Genomic DNA, 17,180 nt, shown 5'->3' with positions numbered 1-17,180 from the left:
CCGTTCCACCGGCGCCAGCCGGCATGGCCGGTACCAATGCCGCAGCCAGGTAGTCCAGGTTGAGCTGGGCCATGCGGCGCAGTTGCGCCTGCGGGTCTTCCTGCTGGCGACGCGGCCAGAACAGGTAGCTGGCCAGGACCGCCACCATCGCGCCAATGACGTTGTTGCCGGCACGCAGCGCGGCATTGGCCAGTTCATGGGCCGGATCGCCGCCGACATCGGCCACCAGCACGAATACCGGTGTCAGGAAGGTGGCATACAGGCCATAGCTGACCGGCCGCAGGGCCATGGTCAGCACGGTCAGCGGGAACACCAGCAAGGCCAGCCCCAGCGGCGAATGCACCACCAGACAGACCGCCACCGCCAGCACGCCACCGACCACGCTACCGACGGCGCGCTCCATGCTGCGCGACCAGCTGTCGGAGATGCTGGGCTGCATCACCAGCATGGTGGCCATGGTGGCCCAGTAGCCGAAGGGCAGTTCCAGCAGATGCACGATCAGATAGGTGGCCCCGGCGGCGGCGGCGCAGCGCCAGGCGTGATGCCATTCGGCCGAACCGGCGCGCACGTGCAGGGCGGCCTTGCGGGCTGCCGCGCTCAGCAGATGAAACCAGGCCGATACTCCCACCCGCTGCGCGCGCTCGGCGCGGGCGGCCTGCTTCAGGCGGGCGGGATCATCGCCGCCATGGGCCAGTGGCGTGTCCACCCGCTGCAACAGACGGCCGGTGCCGCTGGGCAGTCGCGCCACCAGTTGCCGCAGGCGCAACATGATGCGGGCATCGTCATCGGCGGCAATGGCATCACCGCGCTGCATGTCGCGTTGCATGGCCTGCAGCTGGCGGGCGATGGCGGCCAGCACGCGGCCGGTGCGCTGGCGGGCGCGGGGCGCCTGATAATGCGTCAGCTGCAGGTCGGCCAGCACGGTGATGCCATCGAGCAGCACCTCGGCACGGGCCAGGCGGACCAGCAGGTTTTCATACAGACGGCGGGATTCGGTACGCTCCACGGCCACCGCCTCCAGGGCGCGATGCGCACTGGCCAGGTCGAAGCGGGCGTGACGGCGGGTGTGGGCGGCCAGTTCGGCGGCATGCACCGCATAGGCCGGGTCGTCCAGGTCATTGGCGGCCGCAATGGCGGCCAGTTCGGCCAGGGTGCCATAGGCGCGTGCGACGGCCTGGCGTGCCGGGGCGAAGGGGTGGATGCGCCAGACCGTCAGGCCCAGCAGCAACGCCCACAGGCAGCCCGCGAAATAGATCAGGACGTGGCTTTGCGAGAGCGGCCACAACACCACCGGCGCATCGGCCATGATGGCCGAGACCCCGGCCGCCAGCATCAGCACCAGGCCGACGGCTGCACCATAGATACGCGAAAACCCGGCCGCACCGGCGCAGGCCATGATGGCCAGCAAACCCGCTTCCACGCTCAGGCCGGCGGCGCTGGCGGCGACCATGCCGCCCAGGGTGGAGGCCAGGGCGAAGCCGCCCATGGACGCCAGCCTTGCCCGGTTGGAGCCGGCACTGTCGGCCAGCGAGGTGAGAAAGGCACCGATGGCGGCCCAGGAGAAGAGCGGATTGCCCAGCCATTCGCCCAGCAACAGCATGGCCGCCGCACCGCAGGCGGCACGCAGGCCTTCGGAGAGATTGGCGTGACGCAGCGGGAACTGCATGCGCCAGCGTTCGACCCGGGTGCGACAACGACGGCAATGGGTCAGCAGCAGAAATCGGTAGAGCGAAAACCGCGATGACAGCAGCGACAGGGATTGCAAAAGCGGGAGCGACGACAAAGGCGGCGGCATGATCACGTGCTGACGTAGAGGGCTGGGGTGCAGGCGGCCTGGAAACTGGCCATGAGGATTGCCGACACCTGCGCACTCACGGTCGCAACGACGTCATTCCGGTTCCGCCGTCACGGGTGAGGAGGGGCGGCAGGCATCGGCAGTGCTCAGTATAGGAAGCTGCGCTCATGCACGGCATGACTTAAATTCCGGCTTTGCATTCCATTTGAGAATATTCAGGAATGCATGGAGAGATGCCACCCAGCCGGTGAGAGATGGGGTAGTCGCAGTCCTGCGGACAGAGGGTGGTCCTTGTCAGTCAACCCTACTTGCGGCCCTTGCCACCGGCGAACAGCTCGCCGCTCAGGTCCATCCATGCCCTGGCCGCATGCGAGAGATAGCCGCCCCGGGTGACGTAGGCCACCTGCCACTGCACCTCCGGCTCGACCAGGCGCACCGCCTGCAACTGGTCGGTGGCCAGGCGGTGGATGAAGGGTTCCGGCAGCAGCGCGGCACCCATGCCCGCCAGGGCCATGGCCACGAGCCAGTCCCATTGGGCGCTCTGGGCCACGATCTCGGGCGCGATGCCCTGTTCGCGGAACACGCCACGCAGGCTTCGGGTAAGACCGAATTCGTTGTTGAGCAGCACCAGCGGCATGCCGTCGAGCTGGGCGCAGCGCAGGGTAGAGCGGTTCTTCTGGAAGCTGCCGGCCTGGGCCACCGCCCACATCGGATAGCGCGCCACCGGCATGGTCTGCAACTCCAGCGCGGGGTCGGCCGGCAAGACCGTCATGCCGATCTCCAGCTCACCGCTGGCGACGCGCTGCTCGATCTGCGGGCCGGTATCTTCCTGGAGCACGATGGCGATCTCGGGATGGCGCTCGCGGAAGGCCTTCAGGACCGGGGTGCAGAGGATGTTGATCATGGGCGGTATGCCGATCTCCAGCCGGCCGCTGCGCAAGGCCTTGGTATCGCGTACCTCGGCATCCAGGCGCTGCATCGACGCCAGGATCTGCTGCCCCTGCTCATAGACCACGCGGCCGGTGTCGGTCAGCTGCAGGCGGCGGCCATCGCGAATGAGCAGAGGAGCTTCCATCTCGTCCTCCAGCTGCCGCACCATCTTGCTGACGGTGGACTGGGTCACGTGCAAGGCGTCGGCGGCGCGGCTGAAGCTGTTCAGACGCACCGTTTCGGTGAAATAGCGCAGGGCGCGGATATCCATGGCGAGGGCTTTCTGCAGCGGGAAGGCGGGCCGGCCAACCTATGCGTTTTACGACTGGAATGCGGGAATTTTAATCATACAGTGCATAGCGACCCGCTCCTACACTTGATACAAACAAGAATGCAAGAAGTCCGTCGAGGATGCACTGCACACCCCCTAAAGAACCCGAGCAGGAGCACACCATCCATGGATAGCCAGCGCATCCGCCAGCCCGCATTGGCCGGCAAAGTGATGTCGGCCGCAGAAGCGGCGACATTTTTCCACAACGGCATGACCATCGGCCTGAGCGGGTTCACCCGTGCCGGCGACGCCAAGGCCATGCCCCGTGCGCTGGCCGATCGGGCCGCGCATGAAGAACTGCATTTCACCGTCATCACCGGCGCCTCGCTGGGCAATGGCAGCGACGGCCTCATGGCCGAAGCGGGCCTGCTGGCGCGACGCCTGCCGTTCCAGGTCGATCCCACGCTGCGCAAGAAGATCAATGCCGGCGAGGTGATGTTCATCGACCAGCACCTCTCCGAAACGGCCGAGCAGCTGCGCAGCGGCACGCCTTCGCGCATCGACATCGCGGTCATCGAAGCCGCAGCCATCACCGAGGAGGGCATCGTGCCGACCATGTCGGTGGGCAATTCGGCCAGCTTCGTGGAGCAGGCCGCGCAGATCGTCATCGAACTCAACACCAGCATGCCGCTGGCACTGGAAGGTCTGCACGACATCTACCTCCCGGCCCCGCGCCCGGAGCGCAAACCCATTGCGCTGACCGCCGCCGGCGACCGCATCGGCCATCCCACCATTCCCTTCGATCCGGCCAAGGTGGTGGCCATCGTGCTCACCGAGACGCCCGACAGTCCGTCTTCGGTGCTGCCGCCGGATGACGAGACCCGGGCCATCGCCCGCCATGTGATCCACTTCCTGGAATGCGAAGTCGAGGCCGGTCGCCTGCCGCATACGCTGGCGCCGCTGCAGGCCGGCATCGGCACGATTGCCAATGCGGTGCTGCACGGCCTGGTCGATTCGCCGTTCCGCGATCTGGTGATGTATTCGGAAGTCTTGCAGGACAGCGCCATCGACCTGCTCGATTCGGGCCAGCTGGCCTTTGCCTCGGCTTCCTCGATCACGTTGTCGCAGGCCAAGTATGCGCACTTCCTGGCCAATATCGAGCGTTACCGCGACAAGCTGGTGCTGCGCCCGCAGGAGATCAGCAATCATCCGGAGCTGGTGCGCCGATTGGGCATCATCGGGCTGAACACGGCGCTGGAGTTCGACATCTACGGCAACGTCAATTCCACCCACGTAGGCGGCACGCACATGATGAACGGCATCGGCGGCTCGGGCGATTTTGCGCGCAACGGGCAGATTTCGATCTTCGTGTCGAAGTCGGTGGCCAAGGACGGTGCCGTCTCCAGCGTAGTGCCGATGGTCTCGCATGTGGACCACAGCGAGCATGACGTCGATGTACTGGTCACCGAATGGGGCCTGGCCGACCTGCGTGGCCTGGCGCCGCGCGAACGCGCCGTGAAGGTGATCGAGCAGTGCTGCCATCCGGATTACCGCCCGCAGCTGCGCGACTACTTCGAGCGCGCCTGCCATGCCGGTGGCCATACGCCGCACCTGCTGGGCGAGGCGTTCTCCTGGCACCAGCGCTTTGCCACGCACCAGACCATGCGTCTGGACTGACATCGGCCGACCGCCGGGCGGCTACCGGTCAAGTCCGGCCGACGGCCTTGTGGACCACACCGGGCATGGCTTCCTTCATGGTATCGATGAAGTGGCGCAGGCGCGCCGGGTAGAAGCGGGCGTAGGGGTACAACAGCGAGACCGGCAGGGGTGCCGGCTCCCATTCCGGCAGCAATTGCACCAGCCGACCGGCGGCCACATCCTCGGACAGTACCCAGGATGAACCTACGGCCGCGCCCATGCCGGCGATGGCCGCATTGCGCAGGGCGTAGAGGCTATCGGTGACCAGCTGGGGCCGGAACGCCACCTGGCTGCGCTCCCCACTGTGGGCGTGGGTCAGCGTCACTTCGCGGCGGTAGAAGGCGGGAATGGCGATCCATGGCAGGTCCGCCAGCTCGGCCGGCGACTGCGGCAATGCCCGTCCCTGCAGAAGGGTGGGGGCGACCACCGTCATGCGCGGCACCTCGGCCAGATGGATCGCCACCACCGAGGGGTCAGCCACCTCACCGACCTGGATCGCGCAGTCTATCCCCTGGCTGATGAAATCGGCGGCACGGTCGTGCAGCAGCCATTCCACCGTGATGCGCGGATGGTTGCGCATGAACTGCGCCAGCGGGCCGATCAGCTGCTCCTGGCCGAAGGCGTGCGGCACGGCCACCCGCAAGGTCCCTTCGGCATGCTGCCGGGCGCCACGCAACTCGTTCTCGAACTCATCCCACCCGGCCAGCAATTCCTTGGCCCGTTCATAACAGCGTTCGCCATCCTCGGTCATCTTCATCGCATGGGTGGAACGCTGCAGCAGGCGTACGCCCAGCGAGCGCTCCAGGGTCTGCAGGCGACGACTGATGGTGGGCTGGGTGGTGGCCAGCTGGGCCGCCGCCGCCGACAGGCTGCCGGCATCGACGATGCGTACGAAAGTCTGGATCAGCTCGATGCGGTCGGTCAGCCCGGCCGCGGAAAAGCTGGCCGTATTGGGCTGATCGGACGCGCCAGGGGAGGGGGGGATAGGCTTGCTCATACGGCTAACGTATAACAATTCTGCCGCGTGCGCTACTACCGGATGCGAGCCAGGAGGCGGAGAATCCGTTCCAACGCTGGCAAAGAGGGGGTTTCCCGGGCCGGCCGCAAGACAAACCCTACGGAGTTCCATCATGAACAGCATTCAAAAGACGCATACCGCTGCCCCGGTTTCCGGCCAGCCAGCCGCGCATGCCAATGGCCTGTCGGCGGCCCTGATTGGCCTGCTGGCCACTGGCGCCGGCCTGGCCGTGGCTTCCCTCTACTATTCGCAGCCCATGCTGGGCGTGCTGGCCGATGACATCGGCGCCTCCGAGCGCGCAGTGGGCATGGTGCCGATGTCGACCCAGCTCGGCTATGCCCTGGGCATCCTGCTGCTGGCACCGCTGGGCGACCGCTACGACCGCCGCCGCATCATCCTGATCAAGGCCGCCATCCTGACGGTGGCGTTGCTGCTGGCCGGCGCCGCCTCGGGTGTAGGCACGCTGCTGGCGGCCAGTCTGGCCATCGGCCTGACCGCCACCATGGCCCAGGACATCGTCCCGGCTGCCGCCACCCTGGCACCGGAACAGCATCGCGGCCGCATCGTCGGCACCGTCATGACCGGCTTGCTGCTGGGCATCCTGCTCTCGCGGGTGGTCAGCGGCTTCGTGGCTGAACACTTCGGCTGGCGCGCCATGTTCGTGGGCGCCTCGGCCAGCATCGCCCTGGTCGGCCTGGCCGCGTGGCGTGGCCTGCCGCGCTTCCACCCGACTTCGCGTCTGTCGTATGGCGCGCTGCTGGGCTCGCTGGGTACGCTGGTCAGCAAGCATGGCGCCCTGCGTCGTGCCGCCCTGGCCCAGGGCCTGCTGTCGGTCGGTTTCTCGGCCTTCTGGTCGACCCTGGCGGTGATGCTGCATGGCGCACCCTTCCACCTGGGTAGCGCCGCTGCCGGTGCCTTTGGCCTGGCCGGTGCCGCCGGTGCGCTGGCCGCTCCCCTGGCTGGCCGCATTTCCGACAAGAAAGGTCCGGAACTGGTGACCCGTCTGGGCGTGACACTGGCTGCCCTGGCCTTCGCCTCGATGGCGCTGGCACCGTGGTTCTCGACCCAGGGTCAACTGGTCTTGCTGGCCCTGGCCGCCATCGGCTTCGACCTCGGCGTGCAGGCTACCCTGGTGGCACACCAGACCATCGTCTACAGCATCGAACCGGGCGCCCGCAGCCGTCTGAATGCCGTGCTGTTCGTAGGCATGTTCATCGGCATGGCCGCCGGTGCCGCCCTGGGCAGCCTGGCGCTGGCCCAGTGGGGCTGGATCGCGGTAGTCGCCCTGGCAACCCTGTCGGCCCTGCTGGCCCTGGTGGTGCGGATGTGGCCGGGGGCGGCCACGGCACACTGAGCCTTAAGCGCGATCTGTTTTCCCTGAGATTGACTGAAACAACGACGGTCCCGGCTTTGCCGGGGCCGTTTTTTATTTTTCTGGTCCGTCATGCCGTCTCCCCGTCTGTCATTAACAGACCCGCAATCAGGTTGACGGCCACGGCAGTGCTATCTAAAATTTCTGTAATGACAGAAATAACGGAAGAGGAATGACAATGGATCTTGGCCCAACCGCACAGAAATACGTTCTCCACTGGGGAGAAATGGGGACACGCTGGGGCGTCAATCGCACCGTCGCGCAAATCCAGGCCTTGCTGTTCCTGGCCGACCAGCCCATGCACGCGGAAGAAATCACTGAAACGCTCAATGTTGCACGGTCCAACGTCAGTAACAGTCTCAAGGAGCTGCAAAGCTGGGGCCTGGTGCGCATTGTTCATCTCGCTGGCGACCGGCGTGATCATTTCGTGGCGCTGCAAGACGTCTGGGAAATCTTTCGGGCCATTGTGGAGGAGCGCAAGCGGCGCGAGATCGACCCGACCTTGACGGTATTGCGCGACTGCGCTTCCGAAGCCAGGCATGACAAAAGTTTGAGCAAAGCCGCGCAGGGGCGCATGGATGAGGCGCTGAACTTCCTGCAGATGCTGACGGCTTCCTACGACGACTACAAGCATCTTCCGCCTGCCACGCTCAAGCGCTTCCTGAAAATGGGCGGCAAGGTGGCGCGACTGCTGAGCACCGACGACAAGACCTGAATGATCAAGCGAGATCTCCTTACCGGAAGATCTCGCATTTTTTTAAAGAATTATTTCTGTATTTACAGAAATAAATGACAAAACTTTCGGAGAAACGACGATGAGGATTCTGGTTCTGGGCGCCACGGGCGCCATCGGCGCGTGCACGCTACAGGCATTGCTGGCAGAGGGTCATGAGGTCATCGGCGCCAGTCGTCGACAGCCGGAACAGGAGGTCGCCGCAAGCACCGCGCCATGGATCGGCGTGGACGTCACCCAATTACCGACCACCGCCCAGTGGGAGGCCATGCTGGAGGGGGTCGAGCTCGTCGTCAACTGCGTCGGCATCATCGCCGAAAAGCGAAGCGGGGACTTCGAGATACTCCATTGCACCATGCTGCAAGCCCTCAGCGCGGCATGCAGGAAGCGGCATTGCGCACTGATCCATCTCTCCGCGCTGGGCAGTGCCAGCACCGTACCTACTGCATATTGGGCCAGCAAAGGAAGGGGAGAAGAGTGGCTGGCCGCACAGGATATCGCCTGTACCATCCTGCGCCCCTCGCTGGTCTTCAGTCCCCAGGGCGCCAGCAGCAAGCTGTTCCTGGGACTGGCCACACTGCCCCTCGTGCTGCTCCCTGGCGCGAACGTGCCGGTGCAACCCATCTCCGTGGACGACCTGGCGGCGCTGATCGTGGCCCTCGTGCGCATGCGGCTGGCCGGAGAGACCTGGCCACGCCGCATCGACGTCGCCGGCCCGCGCAAGATGACCCTGGCGCAGTACATCAGCCTTCTGCGTCAGGCCATGGGAGCGCCGCCTGCCTGGCTGGGCCACTTGCCGTTTGCCCTGGCGCAACCGATCGCGCACGTCAGCGCCTGGCTGCGACTGCCGATGCTCGCCCCGGAGCCGCTGACCATGCTGGCGGCCAGCCAGGACGGTCGCCTCTGTCCGGATAACAGCATGATGTGCCAGATTCTGGGCCGTTCGCCACGTGATCCCGCCGGTTTCGCCACCCCCTCCCTCCGGCCAGCGGCCATCGCCGGCTGGGCCTATCCGGCCTTGACCGTGATCATCGCCTGGCTATGGCTATATACCGCGTATGTCTCATGGTTCGCCTGGCCACACGAACAAAGCCATGCCTGGCTGTCAGCATGCGCCATCCCGCCCAGGCTGCATGAGTTCGTGCTGGCCACCGCCAGCCTCACCGATGCCGCGCTCGGTACGGCCCTGTTGACAGGACTGGTCCGTGCCCGTCGCTGGCATGGCGTGCTGTGGCCGGTGCAGATAGGCCTGGTCGCGGGTTACACGCTGCTGATGACGGTCTTTCTGCCGCAATTCTGGGCTCACCCATTCGGGCCGCTCTCGAAGAACCTGCCTTTGCTGCTTCTCTTTTGCGTCATGTGGCGCCTACGTTGAAAGGAATTTCCATGACCTACCTCACCATCAAGTGGGTACACATCATCTCGGCCACGTTCATGTTTGGGACCGGCTTCGGCACCGCCTTCTACATGTTCTTCGTCAATCGCAGCCACAACGTGCAGGCCATTGCCGTGGTCACGCGCTGGGTCGCACGCGCCGACTGGTGGTTCACGACGCCGTCGGTGATCGTGCAGCCCCTGTCGGGCTTCTGGATGATCCACCTGGCGGGTTATCCCTTGCATTCGCCCTGGATCATCTGGTCACTTGCGCTCTACGCCCTGGCTGGCGCCTGCTGGCTACCGGTCGTCTGGCTGCAATTGCGGATGCGCGACATGGCGCAGATCGCCGCTAGGCAGGGCACTGAGTTGCCGGCGCGCTTTTGGCGCTTGGAAAAAATCTGGACTGTGCTCGGCTTTCCCGCTTTCGGCGGACTGCTCGTGGTGTATTGGTTGATGGTCAACAAGCCGATGTAAGCAGGTTTTCTTGCGGGGAACATCTGCCGCCGCATGCCCCCTGATCCTTCACATCTTCTATAATCGCGGGCAGGAGACAACCCATCGCCAACATGATCCCGGCCAGTGATAGCGCCCATCCGGCGCGGCGCGGCGGCCACGCGGCGAACAACACGGCACGGTGAACGGCATGGCCCTGTATTTCAAGAACAAGCGACAGAAGACCTTCCTTGGTGCGCCCGTGGGCTGGCCACTGATGTTGCTGATGGCCGTCGACCTCTGCATTGCGGCCCTGATGTTTCTGTCCGATCACGACTGGAGCGGCCTGATCCTCCTGTATCCGCCACTGGCGCTGGCACTGGCGATGCTGGCCGATGCCCGCAAGGAGAAACGCGCCGCCCAGGAAGCAGAACGACAAGCCGCCCGTCGCCAACGCCGTTGAAACGGCCTCACCCAATCCATCCGATGACCCAAGCTGCTGATCGTGCTGCCCTGCTGCTGGCTTCCCGCCTCAATTTTTCCTATCCCGGTCTGGATCTGTTCCAGGACTTCTCGGCCCGCATCACCTCCGGCGTGACGCTGGTGCGTGGCGGCGATGGGCGCGGCAAGACCACGCTGCTGAACCTGCTGGGCGGCTTCATGCCGGCACGCGACGGGGTTCTGGAACTGGACGGCATGCGCCTGGACAGCGATGGCGAAGCCTATCGACGTCAGGTCTTCTTCATCGACCCGCGTACCGAGGCCTACGACCAGATGTTGCCGGCGGAGGTATTCGCGGCGATGGCCGCGCGGTTTCCGCGCTTCGACCATAGCCTGCTGCCGGCCCTGACCGAGGGCCTGTCGCTGACGCCCCATCTGGAAAAGAAGCTCTTCATGCTCTCCACCGGCAGCAAGCGCAAGGTCTACCTGGCGGCCGCCTTTGCCGCCCACGCCACGCTCACGCTGCTGGACGACCCCTATGCCAGCCTCGACCGGGCCTCGATCAACTTCGTCGCCGCCACGCTCGATGCGCATGCCGATGATGCCCAGCAGGCCTGGGTGGTGGCGATGTACGAAACCCCGACGGCCATCCGCCTGGCCGGGACCATCGACCTGGGCGACTGAGCGATCCCACGCCCGGTCCCCGTTCCACCTTCACATTCTCTCCCCGCCGAGTTGCGTCGGGACGCCTGAGTCTTCGGCCTGTCGGCGCCCGCCCGCAACAAGGCCGTGCTTGGTTTCAACTGCATCGTCTTCTATGCTGGAAGAGGCAGGGCACAACCGGACTGCTGCCCGCGCCTTGCTTTCCGGTTACGTCGCCCAGCCTGCTTGCCTACCGACAATGAAACGATAACAGGGGGAATTCCATGCAACTTTCCAACGTCACCATCCGTGTGCGTCTGTGGTTGGGCTTCGGCCTGCTGATGGTACTGATGCTGGCCATGGCCGCCAGCGGCATCGTGCGTCTGGCTCAGCTGAATGGCCAGATGAAGGACGTGATCCACGACAAGTATCCCAAGACCGTGGTTGCCGGCGACATTGTCGACCAGCTCAACCTGGTGGCGCGCTCGGTACGCAACATCGTGCTGCTCAAGAAGGAGGCACAGATCAAGAGCGAGTACGACCGCATCACCGGGGCCGACAAGGCCGTGCGCGAGGACCTGGCGCAACTGGACCGCCTGCTTACCGACGCCGACAGCCGTGCCGCCCTGGGCAAGCTGCTCAGCGCCCAGACGGCCTACATGGAAAAACGCGACAAGGTCCTGACCATGGTGCAGCAGGGTGGCAAGGAGGGTGCCATCGATGTGCTCATCGACGAAGTGCGCCCGGTACAGAGCGCCACCATGAGCGCCGCCGACGCCCTCATCAAGCTGCAGCACGACATGATGAAAAGGGCGGGCGACGAAGTCGAGGACAACTACCAGCAAGCGCGCGCGCTGCTGCTGACGCTGGCCGTCGTCGGTCTGGCGGCCGCCACCGCCATCGCCTGGATGATCACGCGCAGCATCACCCGGCCCCTGGACCGCGCTGTGCGCGTGGCCGAGACCGTGGCGGCCGGCGACCTGACCTCGGCCATCGACGCCCATGGGCGCGATGAGACCAGCATGCTCCTGCGTGCCTTGAAGAAGATGAATGACCGGCTGCTGGAGATCGTGAGCCAGGTGCGCGTCTCCACCGATACCATCGCCACGGCCAGCAGCGAGATTGCGCGAGGCAACCTGGACTTGTCTTCCCGCACCGAGGAGCAGGCAGCTTCGCTGGAGGAGACTGCCTCATCGATGGAGCAGCTCACCGCCACCGTCCGGCAAAACGCCAGCCACGCCGGCCAGGCCGATCAACTTGCGGGCTCGGCCTCGGACATCGCGCGCCAGGGAGGGGAGGTGGTCAGCCAGGTGGTAAAGACCATGGGAGCCATCGACGATTCTTCCAGGAAGATCGTGGACATCATCGGTGTCATCGATGGCATCGCCTTCCAGACCAACATCCTCGCCCTGAACGCAGCGGTGGAAGCGGCCCGCGCCGGCGAGCAGGGCCGCGGCTTTGCGGTGGTGGCCTCGGAGGTGCGTGCGCTGGCGCAACGCTCGGCCACGGCGGCCCACGAGATCAAGGGCCTCATCGCCGACTCGGTACAGCGGGTCAGCGATGGCAGCAAGCTGGTGGAGCAGGCCGGACTGACCATGCAGGAGGTGGTGCAAAGCGTGCAGCGGGTGGGTGCCGTGGTCAACGAGATCAGCTCAGCCGGGCAGGAACAGAGCGCCGGCATCGAACAGGTGAACCTGGCCATCGTGCAGATGGACCAGGTGACCCAGCAGAATGCAGCGCTGGTAGAGCAAGCCGCTGCGGCGGCGCAGTCGCTGCAGGACCAGGCCGCGCAACTGGCGCGGCTGGTGTCGGTGTTCAGGCTGGAAGGAGGGACGCCGGGATTGGCGGTGCTGGAGTTGCCGACGAGGGGTCGGCTGGCCTATGCGTAGGTCGATCCGCTATTGAGCGCTGAAGTTGTTGGCACTGGCAATCAGGGTCGCGCCGCAACTGGTCTTGTGGCCCTCGTAGGCGACGGCGACGCCATTGATCTTGTGATGGGCATGGCCTTCGACGATGGTGCAATTCTCGTGGCCCTTCTGCGGGCAACTGCAAGGGTCGCCTACACGGGCCACGGCAATGCCATTGACCTTGAAGTGTGAGGCGCTGACGCTGGTGACCTTGCCACCGTGGGAGGTGGCGTCACCGAGACGAATGATCTTGGGCATGGGGATTTCCTTTCGGGCAGGGATTGGAGAGAGTGATCAGGAGGCGGACCCGGCGGGGTGGGCAACGCCGGATTGTGGAGTCTCGGCAGGCTGGGGCATCCCGGCAGGGGGATCGCGGTGAAGCAGCTTTTCGGGGCTTGCGGTGGGGCGTACGCGGAAGCTGTTGAGAACTTCGTCCCAGAGCTTCATGGCTTGCTCATCCGTTAGTTTTGTCTTTTGCGGATTGCGGTCTTTGTCGCGGTGACCGGTGGTGAGTTCGATCTTGAGTGCTGGCGTGTCCAGGGTACCTTCGCCTTCGGTTTCCCAGATGAAGCTGTGACCGCGCATGCCGCCGCTGTTCGGCGCCGTTGCCAGATGCTCCTGGCCACGGTAGGGGCCGACTTGTCGATTGCCGCTGCGCAAAACCCGTACCGACGTGGCCAGGCGACCCAAAAATTGCAGCACTCCGCCCATGCGTTCCAGCAGTGGACGGTCGTGCCTGCTCATGTGTAGAGGGTAAAACCAGACGGAGACAAACGCATCGGGATGACCGGCGATGTCGATATCGATTCCGGCCTCTTCCAGCTCCCACTCCGGGCTGGCGATAAAGCCGCCCTCAAAGCAGTAGCCGGGTTCTGCAGGAATTTCAGTGTCGAGACGCGGACGAAGATGTGAAAGAGCCTTTTCCATCTTACCGAGGATCAGCTCTTCTCGGCTTATGGTTCCCTCGACCGGCGGGCTGGTTCCTGCTCGCGCTTTCAACACATACTGTGTGCCATCAATCCAACGGTATCCTTCGACTTCGATGAGACCTGCCGACATATCGAATTTCCAGAAACTTAAAACACGAGAGTCTGCTGTCGGCGTCCTTGATATGCGCAAGAGGCTTGGGTCCTTCTCGTGCTTTTCCGCTTTTAGCCGTGCTTCCTTTTGATTGAATTCGCGATGAAAGTCCTCGAACGACTTCGGCTCAGGACGCTCGATCTGCAGGTAATCGTACTTGTAGTCTGCTCCACTAAGCCTAGATCCCTGGGGTACGTCGATAAGAAATCGCCCTACGCAGAAAGTGGACACAGAAGGAGCTGGACGGTCGTTTATCAGTTCTGATCGCTGGTCACCACTATCAGCAGCGCAGGTGGTCACGACCGACACCGCTAGTGAGAAGATCAACCAAGAGAGTGCGCGGCGCATCACGACTTGCTCCTGCCTTGCGTATCTGCATTTTCACCAGCGGAGCCGCTTTCAGAACTGGTGACGTCGGCCCCTTCTTCATAATCGACCAGGGCCCATACGGTCTTTGTTTCATATGTCGGTGGCTTCTTGCGCAATGCCTGCCACAGGTTCGGCGGACCCAGCAGGACAACGGAGGGCATCGTCTCCCCAGCCTTGAAGAAGCGCCGACGACCGCCCGCAACATTGCCCGTGTCAACGCATCGCCACCAGCCATTCTGCGGGCAGATGCTACCGGTCCCGGCGAGCTCGCCGAGAGGACGCAAGGGGGAGGATGGAGGATTGTTCTGGCTGGTTTTCTGCGGGTCCGTGGTCGGACGCACGCGGAAGCTGTTGAGAACTTCGTCCCAGAGCTTCATAGCTTGCTCATCCGTCAATTTTGTCTTTTGCGGGTTGCCATCCCTGTCTCGATGACCGGTAGTGAGTTCGATCTTGAGTGCTGGCGTATCGAGGGTACCTTCACCTTCGGTCTCCCAGATGAAGCTGTGGCCGCGCATGCCACCACTGTTCGGTGCCGTCGCCAGATGTTCCTGGCCACGATAGGGGCCGACTTGGCGATTACCGCTGCGCAGGACCCGCACTGATGTGGCGAGGCGACCGAGCGATTGCAGAACTCCATCCATGCGCTCCAGTAGCGGGAGGTCATGTTTGCTCATGGCTAAGGGATAGAACCAAACTGAAACGAATGCGTCGGGATGATCTGCAATATCGATATCGATACCTGCTTCTTCGGCCTCCCACTCGGCGCTAGCAATAAAACCTCCTTCAAAACAGTAGCCGGGTTCCGCAGGGATTTCCGTTTCGAGGCGCGGCCGAAGATGCGTGAGGGCCTTCTCCATCTTGCCGAGAACAAGCTCTTCCCGACTCATCGTTCCCTCGACAGGCGGGCTGGTCCCAGCTTGCGCCTTGAACAGATATTGTGTTCCATCGATCCAGCGATACCCCTCAACTTCAATCAAACCTGCTGCCGTAGGAAATTCCCAGAAAGAAAAAACACGAGACTCCATACTCGGCGTCCGCAATTCGCGCAGCAGGCTCGGATCCTGCTCGTGCTTCTCCGCCTTGAGGTTGATTTCCTTTTGGCTTAGTTCGCGCTGAAACTCCTCAAACGACTTCCCAACAGGGCGTTCAATCTGAAGATAGTCGTAATTGAAGTTACCACCGCTAAGGGCGGATCCCAGTGGTACATCGATAAGAAATCGACCTACGCAGAATGTTGATACGGCCGGGGAAGTGAAGTTAGCTTGCATGTTCATATAATTGGAACGCCGGTCAGCGCTGTCGTTATCGCCACGTGTTGCAAACAATAGCGAAGAATAAAATACGAGATGGACAAGGTATCGTCGTTTCATGTCTTCGCCGATTGGCGCCTCACCCATGGAGACGAGGAAACAATGCTGACAATGGAATACAGAGTTACTGCCTGTGCAATTGGGGCGTTATATGAATGTTGATGTTCGTAACTATCATGCGATTTCGATTTTCCTTCGTGCCTGAAGATCTGAATTGCATGCGGCTTAGGTGCCGCGCCCGACTCGGCAGGTACCGTGCCGTCTCCTGGACCAGTCCCATCCTGAATACTGAAGCGCGCTCGATGCTTTCCCGCGATGGCGAGTTCTACCGTTCCGTTTAGATCATCGAGTTTCAGTACGGCTGATCTTGGAGTGCTTGGTACAGGTAATGGACTTTTCCACGTCACTTCATTCCACGATGGCTTCTGAGGATCAGCAGCGTAATAAGCGTAAGTCGTCGGGTGATACTTATCGGCGATCATCTGGTGGAGCTCCATCGCTATCTTCATATTTTTTACATACTTATCAAAGTCCGCGTTGTCGGGGCCACCTGTAGCCGTCCGCTTGCCATCGGACTTAGCTCTCGCCTGAACCTCCCTGCCCACCGGATCAATCAAATCCTCCCTCACCAGTTTCCACCAATCAGTCGTATTGTTGAGATAGATGTTCGCGTAAGGATCGCCTTCACCCAAAAAGCTCTCCATCTCTTCAGGGAACCCACGCTGCCCCATACTGATATAGCTGACCCGTAGCCAATGCCGCTCTACGCCGTTGGCCCAGGTCCGGTATTGATTGGTAGGAAGCAGTTCCAGTGGCCCTGCGGCGTTCGCCATTACGGCGGTACACTCAGCGCCATTGCGACCGAGGATCACCTGTGCCGCCCCTTCGAAGCCAGCGCGTATGCGCTTGTAGGTGGCCGGTGCTCCCAAGGCCGGCATAACTCCATGCACTACACCAAGGATGCGCTCCTGCATTTCTGGTAGCTGTACACAGGCGCGGGCGACCAGACCGCCCATACTGTGCGTGACCAGGATCACTTGCTCGCAAGACTTCCTCTTACTACGGTAATAGGCGGTAATGCGCTCGATCTCTGTAGCCAGTCGCTTCGCCGAGACCTTGTTACTCTGCAACCAGTTGTAACCCACCGCATGTACTGGATAAAGTAATTCGGCCGCGTCGCGGAGCTGCTGCTCCTTCAACACAACGAAGGGCTTCTGCGCGCCCAGCTTCCCGGCATCCTGACGATTCATCACCAGTTCCTGCCACTGCGAGGTGAGCTTCTTGCCTTGGCTGGCCGGGTCAAAAATGAGCGCCATGCTCTTTTCCAAAAAATCCAGGATCTTTTCATAGCTATCGCCATGTAGCTGTCCCCAGCCCCGCCATCGGACGCGCTCGGCGTCGGTCTTGCCCGGCGCAAACGATAACAAAGTTTTGCTTATGTCATCAGGGTAGGCGGGGCCTTCATCATCGACCTCGGTATTGTTGGGATTAAGTAGCCGCTGCCGGTCTGCTGCGGTGCGTCTTGTATGCCCAAGCAGAAGGGCGATGCCGTCCCATTTACCTTCCGGCGGAAACCATGCCGCCCCTTTATCACGGCCCTTGACCTTGAGCCGCGTCCCCATGATCCCCGGCACGAAGACGATGGGCAGCACCGCATCCGGCGAGGTGAGGCACAGGGCGCGCACCTTCATGCTCTTGCCGGTCAGGACCGACTGCGCCACATCGTTGCCCTGATCGTCCCAGCTGGTGCCGACCAGGCGGGTGGGTTCCGGGTTGTTTGCCTGCTTCACTGTCTGATTCATTGC

Annotated in this window: 15 protein-coding genes; 8 read left to right on the top strand and 7 right to left on the bottom strand. The window is 63.0% G+C overall.

The genetic code is table 11. From position 1 onward, the window contains the following. On the bottom strand, positions 1 to 1,795 hold a 1,795-nt coding region (locus HFRIS_RS11340; protein ID WP_051110911.1), incomplete at its 3' end, for an FUSC family protein. Between the two features lie 304 nt (positions 1,796 to 2,099). Then, the gene (locus HFRIS_RS11335) at positions 2,100 to 2,996 is read right to left on the bottom strand and encodes a LysR substrate-binding domain-containing protein (protein WP_006463481.1); all 897 of its coding nucleotides are present in this window, start codon (positions 2,994 to 2,996) and stop codon (positions 2,100 to 2,102) included. 186 nt (positions 2,997 to 3,182) lie between these two features. On the opposite strand from HFRIS_RS11335, the gene HFRIS_RS11330 reads away from it, so the two are divergent. Then, complete coding sequence (locus HFRIS_RS11330) at positions 3,183 to 4,673, top strand: acetyl-CoA hydrolase/transferase family protein (protein WP_006463480.1); 1,491 nt, start codon at positions 3,183 to 3,185, stop codon at positions 4,671 to 4,673. Between the two features lie 28 nt (positions 4,674 to 4,701). Here HFRIS_RS11330 and HFRIS_RS11325 read toward each other — a convergent pair whose 3' ends face one another. Further along, positions 4,702 to 5,691, bottom strand: coding sequence for a LysR family transcriptional regulator (locus HFRIS_RS11325; RefSeq protein ID WP_006463479.1), 990 nt, complete (start codon positions 5,689 to 5,691; stop codon positions 4,702 to 4,704). A gap of 133 nt (positions 5,692 to 5,824) precedes the next feature. Between HFRIS_RS11325 and HFRIS_RS11320 the strand changes: the two genes are divergently transcribed. From HFRIS_RS11320 to HFRIS_RS11290, 7 genes are all read left to right on the top strand, one after another. Next, positions 5,825 to 7,066, top strand: a complete 1,242-nt coding sequence (locus tag HFRIS_RS11320; protein WP_006463478.1) for an MFS transporter — start codon at positions 5,825 to 5,827, stop codon at positions 7,064 to 7,066. A 196-nt stretch (positions 7,067 to 7,262) separates the two neighbouring features. Further along, entirely contained in the window at positions 7,263 to 7,799 is a 537-nt protein-coding gene (locus HFRIS_RS11315) for a GbsR/MarR family transcriptional regulator (RefSeq protein WP_039875345.1), read from the top strand. Positions 7,800 to 7,899: 100 nt separating this feature from the next. After that, positions 7,900 to 9,192, top strand: coding sequence for an SDR family oxidoreductase (locus HFRIS_RS11310; RefSeq protein ID WP_006463476.1), 1,293 nt, complete (start codon positions 7,900 to 7,902; stop codon positions 9,190 to 9,192). An 11-nt stretch (positions 9,193 to 9,203) separates the two neighbouring features. Next, complete coding sequence (locus tag HFRIS_RS11305; RefSeq protein ID WP_006463475.1) at positions 9,204 to 9,668, top strand: DUF2269 family protein; 465 nt, start codon at positions 9,204 to 9,206, stop codon at positions 9,666 to 9,668. Positions 9,669 to 9,837: 169 nt separating this feature from the next. After that, complete coding sequence (locus HFRIS_RS11300) at positions 9,838 to 10,089, top strand: hypothetical protein (RefSeq protein WP_006463474.1); 252 nt, start codon at positions 9,838 to 9,840, stop codon at positions 10,087 to 10,089. A 23-nt stretch (positions 10,090 to 10,112) separates the two neighbouring features. Then, positions 10,113 to 10,751, top strand: a complete 639-nt coding sequence (locus HFRIS_RS11295; RefSeq protein WP_006463473.1) for an ABC transporter ATP-binding protein — start codon at positions 10,113 to 10,115, stop codon at positions 10,749 to 10,751. A 242-nt stretch (positions 10,752 to 10,993) separates the two neighbouring features. Further along, entirely contained in the window at positions 10,994 to 12,598 is a 1,605-nt protein-coding gene (locus tag HFRIS_RS11290) for a methyl-accepting chemotaxis protein (RefSeq protein WP_006463472.1), read from the top strand. 9 nt (positions 12,599 to 12,607) lie between these two features. Here HFRIS_RS11290 and HFRIS_RS11285 read toward each other — a convergent pair whose 3' ends face one another. Genes HFRIS_RS11285 through HFRIS_RS11270 form a run of 4 tightly spaced genes read right to left on the bottom strand, consistent with a single transcriptional unit; the run spans position 12,608 to position 17,177 of the window. Then, positions 12,608 to 12,874 carry a PAAR domain-containing protein gene (locus HFRIS_RS11285; RefSeq protein WP_006463471.1) on the bottom strand — a complete coding sequence of 89 codons (267 nt, stop codon included), beginning with the start codon at positions 12,872 to 12,874 and terminating at the stop codon, positions 12,608 to 12,610. A gap of 36 nt (positions 12,875 to 12,910) precedes the next feature. Beyond that, on the bottom strand, positions 12,911 to 14,044 hold the full coding sequence (locus HFRIS_RS11280; protein ID WP_006463470.1) for a T6SS immunity protein Tli4 family protein: 1,134 nt from the start codon (positions 14,042 to 14,044) through the stop codon (positions 12,911 to 12,913). Then, entirely contained in the window at positions 14,044 to 15,435 is a 1,392-nt protein-coding gene (locus tag HFRIS_RS11275; protein WP_161625972.1) for a T6SS immunity protein Tli4 family protein, read from the bottom strand. The genes HFRIS_RS11280 and HFRIS_RS11275 overlap by 1 nt, the downstream gene beginning before the upstream one ends. Next, a complete protein-coding gene (locus HFRIS_RS11270; protein ID WP_006463468.1) occupies positions 15,432 to 17,177 on the bottom strand; it encodes an esterase/lipase family protein in 1,746 nt (581 codons plus the stop codon). The genes HFRIS_RS11275 and HFRIS_RS11270 overlap by 4 nt, the downstream gene beginning before the upstream one ends. Positions 17,178 to 17,180 lie beyond the last annotated feature (3 nt).

The organism is Herbaspirillum frisingense GSF30, assembly GCF_000300975.2.
GTDB classification, from domain to species: Bacteria; Pseudomonadota; Gammaproteobacteria; order Burkholderiales; family Burkholderiaceae_D; genus Herbaspirillum; species Herbaspirillum frisingense.
This window is presented reverse-complemented; position numbering and strand designations above follow the sequence as displayed.